Source organism: Solidesulfovibrio sp. DCME (assembly GCF_049995385.1).
GTDB lineage: Bacteria > Desulfobacterota > Desulfovibrionia > Desulfovibrionales > Desulfovibrionaceae > Solidesulfovibrio.
Genome location: NZ_CP188261.1, coordinates 201,728 through 216,794 on the forward strand (window position 1 = coordinate 201,728; position 15,067 = coordinate 216,794).

General features: G+C 58.7%; 17 protein-coding genes. 5 read left to right on the plus strand and 12 right to left on the minus strand.

Annotated elements, in window-relative coordinates; all coding sequences use genetic code 11:
- Positions 1-65: 65 nt before the first annotated feature.
- From ACP59X_RS00945 to ACP59X_RS00955, 3 genes are all read right to left on the minus strand, one after another.
- On the minus strand, positions 66-860 hold the full coding sequence (locus tag ACP59X_RS00945; RefSeq protein WP_428563719.1) for a nitroreductase family protein: 795 nt from the start codon (positions 858-860) through the stop codon (positions 66-68).
- Between the two features lie 136 nt (positions 861-996).
- Positions 997-1,998, minus strand: a complete 1,002-nt coding sequence (locus ACP59X_RS00950) for a 4Fe-4S binding protein (RefSeq protein ID WP_428563722.1) — start codon at positions 1,996-1,998, stop codon at positions 997-999.
- 269 nt (positions 1,999-2,267) lie between these two features.
- Entirely contained in the window at positions 2,268-2,852 is a 585-nt protein-coding gene (locus ACP59X_RS00955) for a TetR/AcrR family transcriptional regulator (protein ID WP_428563725.1), read from the minus strand.
- A gap of 690 nt (positions 2,853-3,542) precedes the next feature.
- On the opposite strand from ACP59X_RS00955, the gene ACP59X_RS00960 reads away from it, so the two are divergent.
- Positions 3,543-3,827, plus strand: a complete 285-nt coding sequence (locus tag ACP59X_RS00960; RefSeq protein WP_428563728.1) for an RNA recognition motif domain-containing protein — start codon at positions 3,543-3,545, stop codon at positions 3,825-3,827.
- 258 nt (positions 3,828-4,085) lie between these two features.
- Here the strand turns inward: ACP59X_RS00960 and ACP59X_RS00965 are convergent, their stop codons facing one another.
- From ACP59X_RS00965 to ACP59X_RS01005, 9 genes are all read right to left on the minus strand, one after another.
- Positions 4,086-5,294: an IS256 family transposase gene (locus ACP59X_RS00965; RefSeq protein WP_428558936.1), complete on the minus strand. Its 1,209-nt coding sequence runs from the start codon at positions 5,292-5,294 to the stop codon at positions 4,086-4,088.
- A 256-nt stretch (positions 5,295-5,550) separates the two neighbouring features.
- Positions 5,551-6,723: an ISL3 family transposase gene (locus ACP59X_RS00970; protein ID WP_428563731.1), complete on the minus strand. Its 1,173-nt coding sequence runs from the start codon at positions 6,721-6,723 to the stop codon at positions 5,551-5,553.
- Between the two features lie 42 nt (positions 6,724-6,765).
- Complete coding sequence (locus tag ACP59X_RS00975; protein ID WP_428563734.1) at positions 6,766-7,518, minus strand: N-acyl homoserine lactonase family protein; 753 nt, start codon at positions 7,516-7,518, stop codon at positions 6,766-6,768.
- Between the two features lie 141 nt (positions 7,519-7,659).
- Positions 7,660-8,052: a CGGC domain-containing protein gene (locus ACP59X_RS00980; RefSeq protein WP_428563737.1), complete on the minus strand. Its 393-nt coding sequence runs from the start codon at positions 8,050-8,052 to the stop codon at positions 7,660-7,662.
- A gap of 48 nt (positions 8,053-8,100) precedes the next feature.
- A complete protein-coding gene (locus tag ACP59X_RS00985) occupies positions 8,101-8,832 on the minus strand; it encodes a Rossmann-like domain-containing protein (RefSeq protein ID WP_428563740.1) in 732 nt (243 codons plus the stop codon).
- Between the two features lie 42 nt (positions 8,833-8,874).
- Entirely contained in the window at positions 8,875-9,603 is a 729-nt protein-coding gene (locus ACP59X_RS00990; RefSeq protein WP_428563743.1) for a Rossmann-like domain-containing protein, read from the minus strand.
- Between the two features lie 60 nt (positions 9,604-9,663).
- Positions 9,664-10,107 carry a CGGC domain-containing protein gene (locus tag ACP59X_RS00995; RefSeq protein WP_428563746.1) on the minus strand — a complete coding sequence of 148 codons (444 nt, stop codon included), beginning with the start codon at positions 10,105-10,107 and terminating at the stop codon, positions 9,664-9,666.
- A 74-nt stretch (positions 10,108-10,181) separates the two neighbouring features.
- Positions 10,182-10,544 carry a DUF5320 domain-containing protein gene (locus ACP59X_RS01000; protein ID WP_428563749.1) on the minus strand — a complete coding sequence of 121 codons (363 nt, stop codon included), beginning with the start codon at positions 10,542-10,544 and terminating at the stop codon, positions 10,182-10,184.
- 426 nt (positions 10,545-10,970) lie between these two features.
- Positions 10,971-11,648, minus strand: a complete 678-nt coding sequence (locus ACP59X_RS01005; protein WP_428563752.1) for a DUF134 domain-containing protein — start codon at positions 11,646-11,648, stop codon at positions 10,971-10,973.
- A gap of 1,016 nt (positions 11,649-12,664) precedes the next feature.
- Here ACP59X_RS01005 and ACP59X_RS01010 point away from each other — a divergent pair.
- From ACP59X_RS01010 to ACP59X_RS01025, 4 genes are all read left to right on the plus strand, one after another.
- The gene (locus tag ACP59X_RS01010; RefSeq protein WP_428570024.1) at positions 12,665-12,745 is read left to right on the plus strand and encodes a hypothetical protein; all 81 of its coding nucleotides are present in this window, start codon (positions 12,665-12,667) and stop codon (positions 12,743-12,745) included.
- Positions 12,746-13,478: 733 nt separating this feature from the next.
- Positions 13,479-13,751 (plus strand): NHLP leader peptide family RiPP precursor, encoded by a 273-nt coding sequence (locus tag ACP59X_RS01015; protein WP_428563755.1) that lies wholly within the window; start codon positions 13,479-13,481, stop codon positions 13,749-13,751.
- A gap of 282 nt (positions 13,752-14,033) precedes the next feature.
- Positions 14,034-14,210, plus strand: coding sequence for an IS3 family transposase (locus ACP59X_RS01020; protein WP_428563758.1), 177 nt, complete (start codon positions 14,034-14,036; stop codon positions 14,208-14,210).
- Positions 14,200-14,754, plus strand: coding sequence for a transposase (locus ACP59X_RS01025; protein ID WP_428563761.1), 555 nt, complete (start codon positions 14,200-14,202; stop codon positions 14,752-14,754). The genes ACP59X_RS01020 and ACP59X_RS01025 overlap by 11 nt, the downstream gene beginning before the upstream one ends.
- The last annotated feature ends 313 nt before the right edge of the window (positions 14,755-15,067 follow it).

Genomic DNA, 15,067 nt, shown 5'->3' on the forward strand with positions numbered 1-15,067 from the left:
GTGTTCAAATTTGAAAAAGGACCGGGCCCGAGCCGACCGTCTGGTCCTGGCCCGGTCGGTTGCGATCAATCGATCCAGGTGACGTCGGCCTGGCCGATGTGGGGCGGCGTGCGGCGAAAGCGCTCGGCCGGAAGTCCGAGCATCAGGGCACCAACGACTCCGGTCCCTTCGGGCAGGCGCAAGGCCTGCTGCAAGGGCGCGTGCGCGCCGGCGGCTTTCATGAAAATGCCCGCCCAGCAGGTGCCTATGCCCCGGGCCGTGGCGATGAGGTCAACCATTGTCGCGGCGATGGCGCCGTCCGTCCAAGGCATCAGGTCGTTCATGGGCGAGACGCAATAGGCGACGTGCGGCGCGCCATGCAAAACGAGGTCGCCGCCGGCGTTGAAGGCTTCCACGGCGGTCGGCAGATACCCCACCTGGCTTATCCAGGCAGCGGTCAACCCGGCCAAATGCCTGGTGGCCTCGTACGTGCGCGTCACATGCCAGGCGATGTGGTTCATGTTCTTCGCCGTTGGCGCGTACCGCGCGACCTGAAAGATGTCGTCCAAGGTTGCCTGGGGCAGGGGCGTTCTCTTGAATTTCCGTATGGAGCGCCGGTTGCGGATCAGGGCGTCGAGGGCTTCCGGCGTCGCCTGTCCAGGCTGGGCCGGGAGAAAATCACTTGGCGGGAGGTTGGCATGCTTCAAGGCGGCCGTTGGGCAGACGGCCACGCAGTGCCCGCAGTTGATGCAGTGTTTTTCGCTTTCCGGGCTGGTGATGGGATACCCGTCGGCATCGTTGGTCAGGACCACGAAAGGGCATGTTTCAATACAAAATCCATCCCGCGTGCAGGCTGTTCTGTCGACGGTGATACTGGCCATACTGTTCTCCTTCTTGTGAGCATTGCCATGTTTTGTTGTACGCTACGGCCCGTTCAAGACGCACCGCAGGCTGCCTCGTCAAGGCAAAAGCTGTCGCTGCTTACGTACCTATACATACTATTTGAAATACAGTTTGTTACCGGCGTATGCTGAAGCCGATCCTTCGAATCTCCTTGTGCGGATTGGTCCGTGCATGTTTTTCAGCGTCGGTGTCGGCCATGACGTAGACTTGCTCCTTTCTGTTTTTGAGTGGCAGGAGCACTTCCTGAAGGAAGTCCTTTTTGGATCCGCAGAAATGCCCGGCTTGACCGGCCGGGCACACGGCCATGCAGTAGCCGCAGCGGTAGTTCATTTTGTACATGAGGGATTGCCACATGGAAGCGGTCTCCCTGTCGCTGAAGCGTTGACGAAAGACGTCCATGTCTGGAGAGCGCAGCAGGCTGTCGAGCATGTCCATGAATCCGATGAAATTGTCTCGGTAGGCGTGGGTCATGCAGGCCATGAAATCAAAGGGTGCCTTGCGCTGGATGGCCCCGACCGGGCATGCGGACAGGCACAAGCCGCATCGGTCGCAGAGTGACTGTTCAAGAGGGGAGCCATAGACATCGAGAGCCGTATCGATGAGCAGGGACGTCAACCGGATGAAGTTGCCGAATTGCGGGTGGATGACCAGGCGATTAAGTCCCATATGCCCAAGTCCGCCTTCGACGGCCATGATCTTATGGCTCACGTTCCAAATTTTGCCGGGGAACCGCCCCATGTCCATGGGGAAATCCGCCGGCTCGATCGTGCCCCGCACCCCCAAGGCATTGAGGCTGCGCAAAATGCTCCGGCCGACCGTGGCCACGGCGCTCGTGGCGTGGTGGAACTCGTCGGAGGAGATGTGCCGGGCCTGGCTGCGTATGTTCTCGGGGTTGAGGCGGATGACCAGACAGATGATCGTGCGCGTCCGGGGATAGGCGGCGAGGATGTCGTTTCGTTCCTGATCCAGGGCCGGTCTGCCGATATCCACGAAACCGACGTCGTCAGCGCCGGCCTCCAGGCAAAGCCGGCGCAGATCCGTGGCGTTGAGCTGCTTCGGCCCACAGGTCGGGGAATTGTCTGGAGCAGGCCGATGAGATGCGTCAATTTGAACCATGGGTTACTCCTGGCAGGCGTGGTTTGCCGTCCGGCGTGACGTTGCGCGGCAGTTTCGCCAAGACCCCGGCGACCGCGAAACAGACGGGGAGGGCGGAGAAGCGCACGCCCGAGGTCTCGTCAGGACCGCGCGCCGCGTGCGCGCCGCTGCGTTCAAAACCCGGTCGACCATCTCTGGTTGCTGCCCCCAAGCCGATAGGCAGGCTGCGGCAGCGCTTTTAATAGACCGGTCTACGTAATCATAGCCCAAAAAAAGTGCTCGCATTATGCTCATTGAGCCAGGAACACATCGAAATATAAATGAATAAAATTCCTTAACGGTTCTGGCGACTTCTTGATCTTGGAGCGAAGTACTGCGCCTTGAAATGATGCAATCATGCTCTCGGCGAGCATTGTTACGTTTATATGTGGGGAGATGGAGTTCGCATTTTGTGCCTCCATGAGCACATCGGCTAGGCATTTCTCCCAAAGCTGCAAGGACTGTTCGAGGCGCTGGCGTATCTTTTCATATTGATCGGACATCTCCTGCCCCAAGTTTCCGAGAAGACAGCCCTTGTAGCAGGCATTGCCCTCAAATGCGGTAGTGAGGGCTTCGAAACTTTTTTTGACACGCGCAAGCGGTGGTAAAGTCGCGTCGCTGAGAATAGGGGAAAGCACCTCACTCCTGCCAGCAACGAATTTGTCGATCACCGCGAGGGAAAATTCTTCTTTGCTTGAGAAAAAATTGTAAAATGAACCCTTTGGAATTTTTGCTTCCTTCAAGATCGCCTCAACCCCGGTGCCGTTGAACCCTCTGCTCCATACGAGATCGAGCCCAACCTGGAGGAGCGCCTCTTTGCTGTGAATGCGTTTCATGGCCGACCAATTAGACCGGTCGTTCTAAAACGTCAACAGCTTTTTTCAGTCCCTTGACCCTGGCTCTTCAACGCGACGTTACGCGGCAGTGGTGACATGATGGTGGCCCCGCGAAATCAAAATCCTCTCGACGAGTCATCAATGTTTTCAGCCAGATAAAGGCTGATGGCCAACATGTCCTTTGGCAGGGGAGCCACAAACGCTTTGGCTACCCGTTGGCACCCTGTTGGCGGTATGTTGGCTGATGCACCACAGGCCTACTAGTGACTGGTGGCAGGAGCCAACAAAAGCGCCGTGGCTCACTGGGTTTTCTGCTAAAAAATCAAATATTTCGCTATATTATGATTTTCTGCTGGCATGGCATTCAAATGGCATTCAAGAGGTCGCGGGTTCGATTCCCTCCAGCTCATCGATTCGCAAAATACAACGTAACACGCCACGCTACTTTGCTCTTTATTGTCGGGGGGACAGTTTATGCAACGCCATGAAACGGCCCCGGTAAGAGCATGAAACACTAAAATAATGACAATTATAAAATTATTTTCAGGCTAGTCTCTTTACATTTTCCGCGAAGGGTGTATCTTTTTCGGGTTCAGTCTATTTCAACGAGCATGGATTTTTTGGATCTTTGGCGTTCTGATGTTCAGCTCCAATCGATGCGAAAAGAAATGCTAAAAACAGGAGCAACCCATGTCCAAGAAACTCTATGTCGGCAACTTGTCTTTCAATTCCACCGAAGACGACATCCGCACCCAGTTCTCCAACTACGGCGAAGTCATCAGCGTCAATCTCATCACTGATCGTGAAACCGGCCGTCTGCGCGGTTTCGGTTTCGTCGAGATGGACGACGAAGGTGCCCGTGCGGCCATCGCCGGCATGGATGGCCAGGACCTCGGCGGCCGCAATCTGAAGGTCAACGAAGCCGAGGACAAGCCCCGCTCTGGCGGTGGCAACCGCAGCGGCAGCCGCTGGTAGTCCCCGAGGACTCCACTCGCGCCTCTCGACAATAACCAAGGGCCAGGAGCATGTTCCTGGCCCTTTTTGCGTGGCGTAGGGGAGGGGGCTTGCGGATTGGCTGCGCGGTCGGAAGTCGTGGCAACGAAGGCCACGGGGTAAAACCGGGCCGGCTGTCGCGCCGTCTGGTCACTGGGGAAAACGCTCTATTCGCCGCCCGCGCGCTGGTCACGTCCGTCAACGTGGTGTAAATTCTGGTGTGCTTGAGGTGGCCCTCGGTCAGGCTGCTCTTGGTGGAATTTGGGCTGGCTGCGCCTCGTTTGGTTGGGTGTTGAGTTCGGCCATGGCCTCGACCTGCATGTAGCGGCTTTGCAGCTGCCACTCGTCGTTTTGCTCCAGTAAGATGGCCCCGATGAGCCGGATGATGGACTGTTCGTTGGGGAAGATGCCGACTACGTCCGCCCGCCGCTTCACTTCTTTATTGAGCCTTTCCAGCGGATTGGTGCTGTGCAGCTTGACCCGATGCTGCGCCGGGAAGGTCATGTAGGCCAGCACGTCGTGCTCGGTTTCGTCCATGAAGCTGGCGAGCCGTGGCCATTTTCCACGAAGCTGATCGGCGACATGCCGCCAGGTCTGGCTGGCGTTGGCCGCATCCGGCTGTAAAAAGGCCTGGCGCAGGGCGGCCGAGACCATGGCGTGCTGGGACTTGGGAACCCGGGCCAAGGCGTTTCGCATCCAGTGGACCCGGCAGCGTTGCCACGTGGCCCCGAACGTCTTGGCCATGGCGGCCTTGAGGCCTTCATGGGCGTCGGAGACGACAAGCCTCACGCCGCCAAGTCCCCGACGAAGAAGGCTTTTGAGGAAAAAAGACCAGAACGGCTCGGCCTCGCTGGGGCCGATGTGCAGTCCCACGATTTCTCTGCGGCCTTCGGTGTTCGCCGCCACGGCGATTATGGCGGCGACGCTGACCACCCGGCCGCCTTCGCGCTGCTTGAGGTAGGTTGCGTCCAGCCACAAATAGGGCCATTCGCCGGTCAGCGGCCGAGAAAGAAAGGCATGGACCCGTTCATCAATGTCCTTGCACAGCTTGGACACCTGGGACTTGGAGATGCCGGAAAGGCCCATGGCCTGGACCAGATCATCCACGCGCCGCGTGGAGATGCCGCCGATCCAGGCTTCCTGGATGACGGCCACCAAGGCGCGTTCGCTGGTCTTGCGTGGCTCCAGGAAGGGCGGAAAGTAGCTGCCCTGGCGCAGCTTGGGGATGCGCAGTTGCAAGGAGCCGATGCGGGTATCAAGGCTGCGGTCACGGTAGCCGTTGCGGTAGCTGACTCGCTCGGGGCTTCGCTCGTGGCGGCTGGCCCCGATGAGGCCGTCCACATCGGCTTCCATGAGAAGCTGCAGGACGGCTTCCGCCAGGGAGCGGAGAAAATCGCCGCCGTCGGCCTTTTGCATCAGCTCGATTAATGCCATGCTGTCCTCGGCCATCGTGGTCTCCTTTGGTTGCAGGTGCGGCGTCGTAACTTCACCTTACAGCCAATTGACCCGATGGCCACCTCGCCCATTCCGTCCGGGCCGGAGGCTCTCCCCCGGCCTGGACGACTTCAGAATTTACACCACCTCCGTGGACGCTACCCGCGCGCTTGAGCTTGCGAATGATCGTGGTGCGATCCAGCCCAAGCCGCTTGCACATTGGATAGACTTTAACTTGAGGTCCTTCCGGGTTTTCCGTGGGTACCGGCGCTCAGGCATTCTTGGGATAGAGATCCAAGCCGCCACAGAAGAAGTTGATGGCGGTCTTGAAGTGCTCCCGGTTGCGGTAACCGCAGGCCCTGCGCTTGATGACCATGATCTTGCTGTTGAGTCCCTTGGCAGCGCCGTTGGTGATCCGATGCCGACAAAAGGTCAGGATGTTGTCCAGGCGCCGGGAGAGCATCTCCCCGACCTTGCGCATCGGAGTCAGGTCTGACTTCCTCACCCAGGTCAGCCAGCGTTTCATGAACCGTTTGGCCCAGCCAACGCTGAGGTAATTCCACAACCCAGACAGGCTTTCCTTCATGGCCCAGGCCTTGGCCACCTTCAGGTTCGTGGCCTTCAGGGCTTCCAAGGTCGGTCGATGCTTGTCCGGCAGGTTCCCTTCCCGGTAAAGCCAGATGTACGTGGTCCCCTTGAGGCGCTCATCTTCCTGGCGGAGCAACTCGCGGTGCTCCTGCCGGCGGACCCTGTCCACGGCCTGGCCCACGTGCTGCATGATGAGGAAGCGGTCGTGGACGATCTTGTGCGCCGCCCCAGGCACATGCTTGATCGTGGCCTTGAAGTACGGTTCCCACATATCCATGGCCACGGCCCGAATGCGCTCGAGTTGCTGCGTCGTGAATTGCCGGTAATAGTCCTCGAGGCTTTCGGTCTTACGATCCTGGGCCACAAACTCCACTGTGCCGCCAAGCAGGTCGCAGACTACGGTCATGTAGTCGTGCCCCTTGCGGAAGGCCTTTTCATCGATGCCAAGATAGCGCGCGGGGTTGGCCTTCTTCCTGGCCTGTCCCCGCCGGACGGCTCTGTCCATGACGTTCCAGGCCTCATCCCAGCTGATCCGCAACAATCGACAGGTGCCGGCCACGGTGACGCATTCACGCAACACGTTGATAATCAAGCGCTCCATGAGCAAGGAGAAGCGCCCTTTGGCCTCGGCCCAAGGCACTTTGACCTGAAGGACGCCGTGTTCCGGACACTCCACGCGCGGAACCCGGGCATGGAGGAAGGTCTTGAACTGGCAGGTGTCGAGGTGACGCCACACCCGAGGCTCGGCATGATCCCGGCAAGCCAACTCGCGGCCACAGGTCTGGCCTGCCGCCGTCCCTGATAGGTCTGTGGCGCGAAGCCTAAGATGGTTTACGTATGACCAGGGGACCGGCATGGGCGCAATGTTATCGGAAAAGGCGGAGCAGGCCTGCGGCGATCATTTAAGGCCGATAGGAGCGCCTGAGGCAAACGACGGCTCATGAAGCGGGAGAACGATGTCCGCCGCGTCCCGAATTCGCCGCAAGATGTCATAGGCGGCATAGGTATTGACGCTGGTGCCTGGCGGGATGACTTCCATTTCCCGAGCGGTCACGGATGTTGGCGGAAAAAGGTTTTCGCGGATGACGCAAAAGCCGGTGATGACGGCTAATCCAGCCGGAGTGTCCACGAACACGGACATGCCGCCTTCCGTATGGGCCGGGGTATGGACCATGCGCAGACCGGGAACAATTTCGGTGTCTTCGGTTAGGGACACCATCTGCCCGGCTTCCACCACGTCTTCGATGTATTCCTCGTTATAGCGGTAATCCAAGGGGTGCGGGTTCCGTGCGTGCGCCAGCTCCCTTTCGTGGACATAAAACAGGGCGTTCTCGCACAAACTGTCATTTTCACAATGATCGTTGTGAAGATGGGTGTGCACTACCACATCAACGTCGGCGGGTGTCAGGCCGAAGCGGGCCAGTCCCGCAGCAAAGCCATGGATCGCCCCCCCGATGGCCGCCTCTCGGGCTCCGGAAACCACGGGGCGCATTTCCCCGGTATCCACCAGGATACGCTTATCCCCTCCTTCCAGATACCAACCGTAGATGGGAATGGTGTACGGCTTCCCGTACTCGAATTGGTAAGTCATCATTCCCTTGTCGAATTCCTTGGTTCCCAACACGATGGGATGGATCACAAACGTGCTCATGACATCCTCCAAATTCCGGCATCCCTCTTGCCTGTTCGATTTTTCTTCCACGAACTTTGCACTCATTTTCAGGAAACCGGATTCGCCGACACATTCAAACTGTCCCGTGCACCTATGACAGTGCCATAAATCATGCCTGGCTTAGGCATCAATTTCGGGCATAACTTGTTTTGGCCTGTATTCATGAGGAAGATGTGCGGTCCCTTTTACGCAAGGGATACCGGCTTCACAGGCGATTCGAGACAACAAGCTATCGCTGTCCGCACAGAACCCGTTTCCATTGACCCATTTCCCTTCTTCCTTGTGCGCGAACGTGCAGGTGCACCAGTGCAGAATTTCCGCTCCCTTGGCTTTTAGGACCTTTGCCGATGCCACGGCGCGGTCGCCAGGGCAGCGGCATGTCATGACGCCGACCAACTCAGGGTTGCCGGTTCCTGCGAACCCTTCGGAACCAGCGGCAAGACAGGAAAGGCAGCCGGTAAGCGGGCACGTGGCTTCATTTTTCTCGCATCGAATCAAGCCGATTTTGGTCATGGCCGAACTCCTTGCAATCAACGGCGATTGTCGGGTGTTGTTTTCAACCTATTGTCCGTTCTTGAAAATGGTCAGCCTCTTGACGCCTTGTATCTGTCTGTAATTTCCACCCTGGCTGACGCAGCGAAGTACCGTATCAGGTTCAGAAACCACGGTTCCGCACAAGGCATCCACCCTGTGATCGAACAGCAGCGCCGTGAACGGCACCGAATCTCCCAGCATGAGCACGAATGCGTCGGGCCGGCACAGACGGATGAGCCCGTCAAACGTATGGTTGGTGATGGAAGTGCCGGTAATGGCCACGACATCGGCCTGTGGCAGGAACTCTTCAGCCTGTTCAGGGCCGAAATCGCCTTCACGGGGATTGTTTTCCAGAACCCAGAGGTTGGCGGCCTGTTGTCGGACCTTGGGAAGGAAGGGAAAATGGCCGATGACTGCCACGTTTTTCCCGGTCCCTTGTTCCAGGAGGATGTCTCCGGCATTGCGCTCCACCATGGCGGACTCGTCCACGGGCAGGAGGGAATTGATGGTGGCCATGCCAATGGCCGCTTCCAGCAGGCTTGGCGAATGCACCAGGGAGACAAGTTCCTCGGCGTTTTTTTCCAGAAGGAAACCCGGTTCCGCCACAAGGGGCGGCTCTTGGCGCAAGGCATCCTTGGGCAGCGTCGCGGCCAGCCCGCAACGCCGGGTGACCACTGCGGTATGAAAGACGCCCTGACGAATATCCATGACCGGACAATCGTAGTCGAGCACGCGTGTGAGTTCTTCAAGCAATGTCATGAACGTTCCTTGTGCTTGTTTGTTCACGGAGGGGGGCCAAACTCAAAGGGCCTTGGCGCAAAACCGCTCCCAGCCCATGAGCGCCGCCGCGCCGGCGATGGTCGTGCCGTAAAAGATGATCGGGCGGTCATCGAGAAACGCACCCACGGTATCGTTGGCCAGGGTGGATCCCGTGACCACGAGCAGATCGGCCCGAGCCAGGGCCTCGTCCTTCCGGTCCGGCCCGAGAATCTCGGTGTCGTATTGGACCGTGCCGATGTTGTCCGGGTCGAGATCAAGCACCTTCAGGGCAAACCGTTCGCTTAAGGCCTGGATGATCTTGGGCTGGAAGCCGACCTGCGTGATACGAACGTCGCCAAAACGCTCGCTGATGTAGCTGCTGAATTTCGCGGCGCATTCATTAGGTTCCTTGTCGCGGCAATGGATGGTGCGGTCGCACAGCCCAAGTCCCCGAACCGTGGCGTTGACCGAAGCCACGAACACCGCCCGGCGGAAGTTGTTTTCCAGCGGCATCGCGGCGACATCGGCCAATGTTCCGGAAAAATCCCCGAAGCGATCAGTGAAGGCCTGTCCCTTGGCACCCCGGAACTCGGCTTCCATGAGCCGTTCCTTGCCTTTTTGCAGGGGGAAATCCTCGCCTTCGGGATCGCCTATGGCCTCATGGACGGTCAGCGTTCTGGCCGTGACCGTGATGGGTTCACGAAGCAGATCGTGTTCCTCCCACAAGGCCAGGGCCTTGCGGCGGACAAGTTCAAGCGTTCCAGGTTGCATGGCATCACTCCTTTGGTGTGTACAGGAAGGCAACATCCAATGTTCGAGTTCCATACGCTTTCAGTCGTAAGCGGCCATGACGTCCGGAGCCTCCCGTAGGAGGGCTTCGGCTGCCGCGGCCATGTTGCTGTCCGCCCAAAACGGCAGTTTCCGATGCGCATTACAATAATTGAGCGGGATGGGATGTGTCCCGACCACCACGGGAACGTTGTATTGGGATTCGATAAACGTCTTGAAATGGCTCAGGTGGGGGCATGGCGGGTAGCCGACGACCAAGCCGGTGGCCAGATGGACAACCGTCGCGCCGTTTTTGATAAATTCCGCCGGAACATATTCTACGTTTCCCCCAGGGCAGCCGCCGCAGGAGGCGAAACCGACAATGGATGCGCTTTGTTCCGCCGCGTAGCGGGCGAATCCGCCCCGGCGTTCCCGCAGAGCCCGAAAACACTTGCCGGCCCCACAATTTCCGTACCGGGCGCAGATGATAATACCGATGCTGACCATGTGCTTTTCCCTCTCGACGGAACTCCCGTCACCCGAAACGGGTGGCGGGAGTCTCGCGTCATGGCCGTACGCCGTCAGCCCTGCGTGGCTTCATCGTCCATCTTGGCCAGGCGTGCCTTGATGGCCGCCAGGGAGCTTTCCAGGGCCGTGGCTTGCTGCCGCAGATATTGCCGTTCCATCTCCGGCGTGGCCGCGCCCGCGACGGGCCCGACCGGTGCGGCCCCCATGAAATTCGAACGCCAAACACCGCGAAAGCCACCCCGGCCGAAGCCGCCGCGACATCCCCGGCCAAAGCCGCCCTGGCCGAAGCCGAGTTTTTGTTCGCCCCAGCCCGGAGCACTGGCAAACCCAGGGGCATTCGTGCCCGAGCAATAACCCAAGGCCCGTCCCGTACCGGAGCCCATTCCACTGGGTCCTGTTCCATCACCGCGTGGCATAATGCATCTCCTTTCGGTTTGAGGATTATTGCCTTGTCATGGCCGCCCCGCAGGCGGGGCAACGCATGGTGGTGCAAGCGATTCCCGGCGTATGCGGCGCTGTCTGGCCGCACTGCGGGCAGACGCATACGTCCGTTGCTGGCTGCGACCCGCTCGAAACGCCAGGCGCGTTACTTGATCGGCCGGCCTGACCCAGGCCGCGTCCCTGGCCTTGGCCGCAACGGCCACCGCCGCCCCGGCCGCCCGCCCCTTGCCCCTTGCCTTGGCCCTGACCACACCGGCCCTGGCCACTCCCTCCGCCTTGTGTCACGAAACCTTGTCGCATGGAGAAAACCTCCTGATTTTCCGGGAACATTCGTATTCGCGGTTGTTTCCCGCCGCCACGGAAGGCTCCCGCATCAATTGTCAAAAACCAACAGCCTCAACTCAGGACATCTCGCCAGCCAGTCGGTCGACGGCTTCCCCAACGGTTTCCTCCGAGGACAACGGCACATATTCAAAGACTCGGAGGCCGGCGCGAGACGCCATTTCGGCAAATCCGGGGAAGGAAGGGCCAGCCAGAAGCACATGTGCTCCGGCGGCGCGCAGGGAGCGCAGGATATGCCTCCAGCCTCCCCGCCCGCGTCCGGTCCGCCAGCCGTTTTGCAGATGCCGCGTGGACCGGTTGTCCAAATCGACCAGTGCAAAGCTCACCGCTTGATCCACGCGGGGTTCCACCAGGGAATCCAAGGTGTCCCCTTGGCTTGGTATGGCCACAACCGCCCCTTTTTCGCCTGATTGGGCATCCTGGCTTTCCAGGATACCCTGGGCTTGCGCCAAACCGTAATGTCCGCCCTCAATGCGCAGCGCCGCGCCGCCAACCAAGGCCCGGGCCACACTGGTCCTGGCCTCGGCCAGCACCCGGCCAAACGTGTGCCGGGAAACCCCCATGCCCGCCGCAGCGGCCTCGGCGGTCAGCCCTTCCAGGTCAGCCAGGCGCAATGCCTCCAACCCCTCTATGGGAAGTCGGATTTCCTCAAGCTCGCGCAGGGGGATACCTTGCGGCTTAAAATAGGTTGCCTTGGGGATGGCGGCTACCCACCGGCGCAAACGAGGTCGTGGCATTCGAGACTCCTTGTTTCGCTCAAAAGAGCAAATAGTGCATCGCTGGCCGGAGTCAAGGCGGTTGGCGTTTTTTCTCTCATTTGAGCAAAATTAAACCCCCGCCTGGCAGATCGATTGACGAAGGACCAGGCGTGTGGAACGAGATAAGGAACGGAAAAAGCCCTTCATGTAGCGCACAACCCTCTTCATGTATCCAGACCAGGCAAGGGCATGGCTTGTATCAAGGGCACACTCCTGGCCGAGGCCTCCGCGATTCCTGGCGCGGCAATCCAGGAACATTTTGATGGGGGACCAAAAAATGAAACGCCTCGTTTCAGGCCGTTTGCTTCTCCTCCTGGCTTTGCTTGTTTCGACCTCCCTCGCCATGGCCACAAAAAGCGCTGCCCAGCGCATCGAATTGACTTTTTTTGGAGCAGCGAATGCCCGCATTGTCATAACGCGCGCCCGTTCCAGGAAAAGTTGGCGCGAGAGGACACAGGTCTCACGATCCGGTCCTACAACATGCATGAAGACCTCCAGTATTTCGAACTTTACCGGGAGATGGCCGCGGTGTTCGGCCAGGAGCCCATGGCCGTTCCGGCTTTCTTCGTCGGAAAAGAGATGATCGTTGGGTACGATAACGAGCAAGGGAAAGGGGCAGAAATTGTCAGGGCAATCCAGCGAGCGCGCGGGGACGATGGCGGAGAACCGTCAACCAAAACGTTTCTCGATGTGCCCATCCTCGGCCGGCTTGACGCTCAAAGACTTTCGCTCCCGGCCTTGACACTGCTCATCGGTTTCCTCGACGCTTTCAATCCGTGTGCCTTTTTCGTGCTTCTCTTCCTGTTGAGTTTGGTAGGCCACGCCAGGAACCGGGGACGGATTCTTCTCATTGGCGGCGTTTTTGTCGCGACTTCCGGGATCGTCTATTTCGGTTTCATGGCGGCTTGGTTTAACGCCTTCCTGCTCTTCGGAGAAATGAGCATGCTTACGCGAGCAAGCGTGGCTACGGCTTCTTTCGAGCCCGTTACCTCGGTTTGGCCAAGGTCGAACTGGAGTTTCTGCTCAATGCCATGGCCTTCAATCTGAAAAAAGCGGTCCTGCGGGTCGCCTGCTGAGCGGACGTGCCCCCCTTGGCTGGCAAAAGCCGTCAACGGGGAAAAAACTTCCGGGACCGGGAAAAACACTGCCACGACTACCAGTTAGAGAACCTGACAAACCGGGCAAGCAGCGACTCGAGAGAATTACGCAGCGGTCTCGACATGCTTCATGCCGTTTTCGCGCTATCTTAAAACCCAGGAGGATAGGAAAATCACCATGACAAAGGAAGAGCAAAGCAAGAAGCTGGGGCAGATCATCACCAAGACGTGGGAAGACGAAACTTTCAAATAGCGTCTATTGGCTGATGCGACAGAAGTGCTTAAAGAGGAAGGTTTTATGATCCCTGAGGGGATGGAAATCAAGATCATTGAGAATACTGACAAAGTGCATTATCTGGTAATTCCATTGAAGACCGTACCAAAGAAGTTGTCAGCCGAGGATATCTCCTCGATATTTGGAGGTATTGGGTGCTGTCCATACGATCAGTGCGGGCATGACCAAAATCGATGCTAGGAGTCTGCTCTAGACGATGGCCTGGATTCATTGCAGAAGAGCGTCCTGCTCAAATGGCGGTCAAAACAGGTGGTTATCTCTGTCCATTCAGTGACCGGATGCAGGGAATCACATCCGCGGAATATGGATTCCGTTAAGCAGCAAGTCCTTGGGAACGAACACCAGGCAATAGCAGAGGCCGAACTGGTAGTGATATACATTGAACAAGTAACATGCTGACGAAAAAGGATCTCGATCATGACAAAGGAATCGCAAGACAAGAAACTGGGGCAGATCATCGCCAAGGCCTGGGAAGATGCCGTTTACAAGCAGCGTCTTCTCAAGGATGCCACGAAAGTGCTCAAGGAGGAAGGGGTGACAGTGCCTGAAGGACTGGAGATTAAAGCGGTTGAAAATACGGAAAAGGTTTCATACATGGTTGACCGCCGCGACGCTGTCCCAGTGGCGCGACACCTTCCTGGAGGCCGGGGAATCGGGCCTGAAGCAGCAACCGGCAAAGGAATCCGTTGAAGTCGGCCGGCTCCGTGAGAAGATCGGCGAGCAGGCCATGGAAAACGAGTTGCTTCGCGAGAAGATCGCGCGGCTGGAGCAAAACCGCCCTTTGGCCCGAGGGAGGTCGAGGAAATGAGCCAAGCCGCCTCGGCCTCCACTGGGAAGAACTACGGGCTGGCGCTGGTCTGCCGTGTCTGAGCGCTCCCTCGTTCCACGGTATTCTGGCAACGTCGGCGCGCGGTCGAGGCTGCTCCAGCCAAACGACGTGGCCCTCAAGGCGCGCATAGCGATGCGGTTTTAGTGGAGCACATCAAGGCCAAGATTCGGGAAAGCACTTTTCACGGGGAGGGGTATCGGAAGGTCTGGGCTGGCCTTCGGGACAAAGGCATCAGGACTTCCCCGGCGCGGACATTGCGCCTCATGCGCGAAAACGCGCTCTCGGCCTACAAGCGTCCTGGCCGGCCCCATGGCCCATGACGGGACGATCAAGACCCAGCTCGTGGACGAGATGTGGGGCACGGACATGACCTCAACGCTTACCGTCGCGGAAGGCAACGCCGCCATATTCTTCGCTATCGATCTTTGTTCGCTGGAATTGGTCGGCATCCATGCCGCCAAGCGCGGCACGCGGTTCGAGGCCTTGGAGCCGATCCGACAGGGCATACGCAACAGTTTTGGGGTTTTCGGCCTGGATGTGGCTCGGGGGCTGACCTTGCGACACGACCATGGCAGCCAGTTCATCGCCGAGGATTTTCAGCAGGAGATCGCCTTTCTCGGCATCAGGGACTCGGCGTCCTACGTGCGCGAGCCTCAGGGCAACGGCTTTGCCGAACGCTTTGTCCGCATCCTCAAGGAAAATTTTTTGTGGGTGCGCAGCTTCCGAACCGTCGAGGAACTCCGGTTGGCGCTTCTGGCCTTCAAGGAAACCTACAACCGCCAGTGGCGGATCGGTCGGCATGGCTACAGATCGCCGGCTCAGGTCAGGGAAAAGCAGAAAGCCGAGGTCGCCAAAGCTGCCTGAACTTCAGGGCGAAACTGTCCAAGAGACCCTAGACCGCTACAGTCAACTCCATCCACAAACGATGGCGTAGATTTGCAGAAACAAAAAAACAGCGCGGTTGTAGCTGACAGAGCGCATGGGACCAACCGGATTTTGGCGTCCGGGGCAGCGGGAGAGGCGGAAGTTGTTCTTCCGCCCCTCTCCGCGCGGAAGTCGCCCAGTGCCGAAGGCTTGCTCCTTGCCACGAGCGGCTTGCGGCTACCTGCCTCGGCTGTAAGCTGGGAGCAGGCATCCGGCTTTGGTTGCAATGCATGCCGCCACGCCCTGACCTCCT

What these genes read in the sequence shown, in the direction of transcription:
- ACP59X_RS00945 (WP_428563719.1), bottom strand. Translation starts at nt 860, where the DNA reads ATGGCCAGTATCACCGTCGACAGAACAGCCTGCACGCGGGATGGATTT.
- ACP59X_RS00950 (WP_428563722.1), bottom strand. Translation starts at nt 1,998, where the DNA reads ATGGTTCAAATTGACGCATCTCATCGGCCTGCTCCAGACAATTCCCCG.
- ACP59X_RS00955 (WP_428563725.1), bottom strand. Translation starts at nt 2,852, where the DNA reads ATGAAACGCATTCACAGCAAAGAGGCGCTCCTCCAGGTTGGGCTCGAT.
- ACP59X_RS00960 (WP_428563728.1), top strand. Translation starts at nt 3,543, where the DNA reads ATGTCCAAGAAACTCTATGTCGGCAACTTGTCTTTCAATTCCACCGAA.
- ACP59X_RS00965 (WP_428558936.1), bottom strand. Translation starts at nt 5,294, where the DNA reads ATGGCCGAGGACAGCATGGCATTAATCGAGCTGATGCAAAAGGCCGAC.
- ACP59X_RS00970 (WP_428563731.1), bottom strand. Translation starts at nt 6,723, where the DNA reads ATGCCGGTCCCCTGGTCATACGTAAACCATCTTAGGCTTCGCGCCACA.
- ACP59X_RS00975 (WP_428563734.1), bottom strand. Translation starts at nt 7,518, where the DNA reads ATGAGCACGTTTGTGATCCATCCCATCGTGTTGGGAACCAAGGAATTC.
- ACP59X_RS00980 (WP_428563737.1), bottom strand. Translation starts at nt 8,052, where the DNA reads ATGACCAAAATCGGCTTGATTCGATGCGAGAAAAATGAAGCCACGTGC.
- ACP59X_RS00985 (WP_428563740.1), bottom strand. Translation starts at nt 8,832, where the DNA reads ATGACATTGCTTGAAGAACTCACACGCGTGCTCGACTACGATTGTCCG.
- ACP59X_RS00990 (WP_428563743.1), bottom strand. Translation starts at nt 9,603, where the DNA reads ATGCAACCTGGAACGCTTGAACTTGTCCGCCGCAAGGCCCTGGCCTTG.
- ACP59X_RS00995 (WP_428563746.1), bottom strand. Translation starts at nt 10,107, where the DNA reads ATGGTCAGCATCGGTATTATCATCTGCGCCCGGTACGGAAATTGTGGG.
- ACP59X_RS01000 (WP_428563749.1), bottom strand. Translation starts at nt 10,544, where the DNA reads ATGCCACGCGGTGATGGAACAGGACCCAGTGGAATGGGCTCCGGTACG.
- ACP59X_RS01005 (WP_428563752.1), bottom strand. Translation starts at nt 11,648, where the DNA reads ATGCCACGACCTCGTTTGCGCCGGTGGGTAGCCGCCATCCCCAAGGCA.
- ACP59X_RS01015 (WP_428563755.1), top strand. Translation starts at nt 13,479, where the DNA reads ATGACAAAGGAATCGCAAGACAAGAAACTGGGGCAGATCATCGCCAAG.
- ACP59X_RS01025 (WP_428563761.1), top strand. Translation starts at nt 14,200, where the DNA reads ATGGCCCATGACGGGACGATCAAGACCCAGCTCGTGGACGAGATGTGG.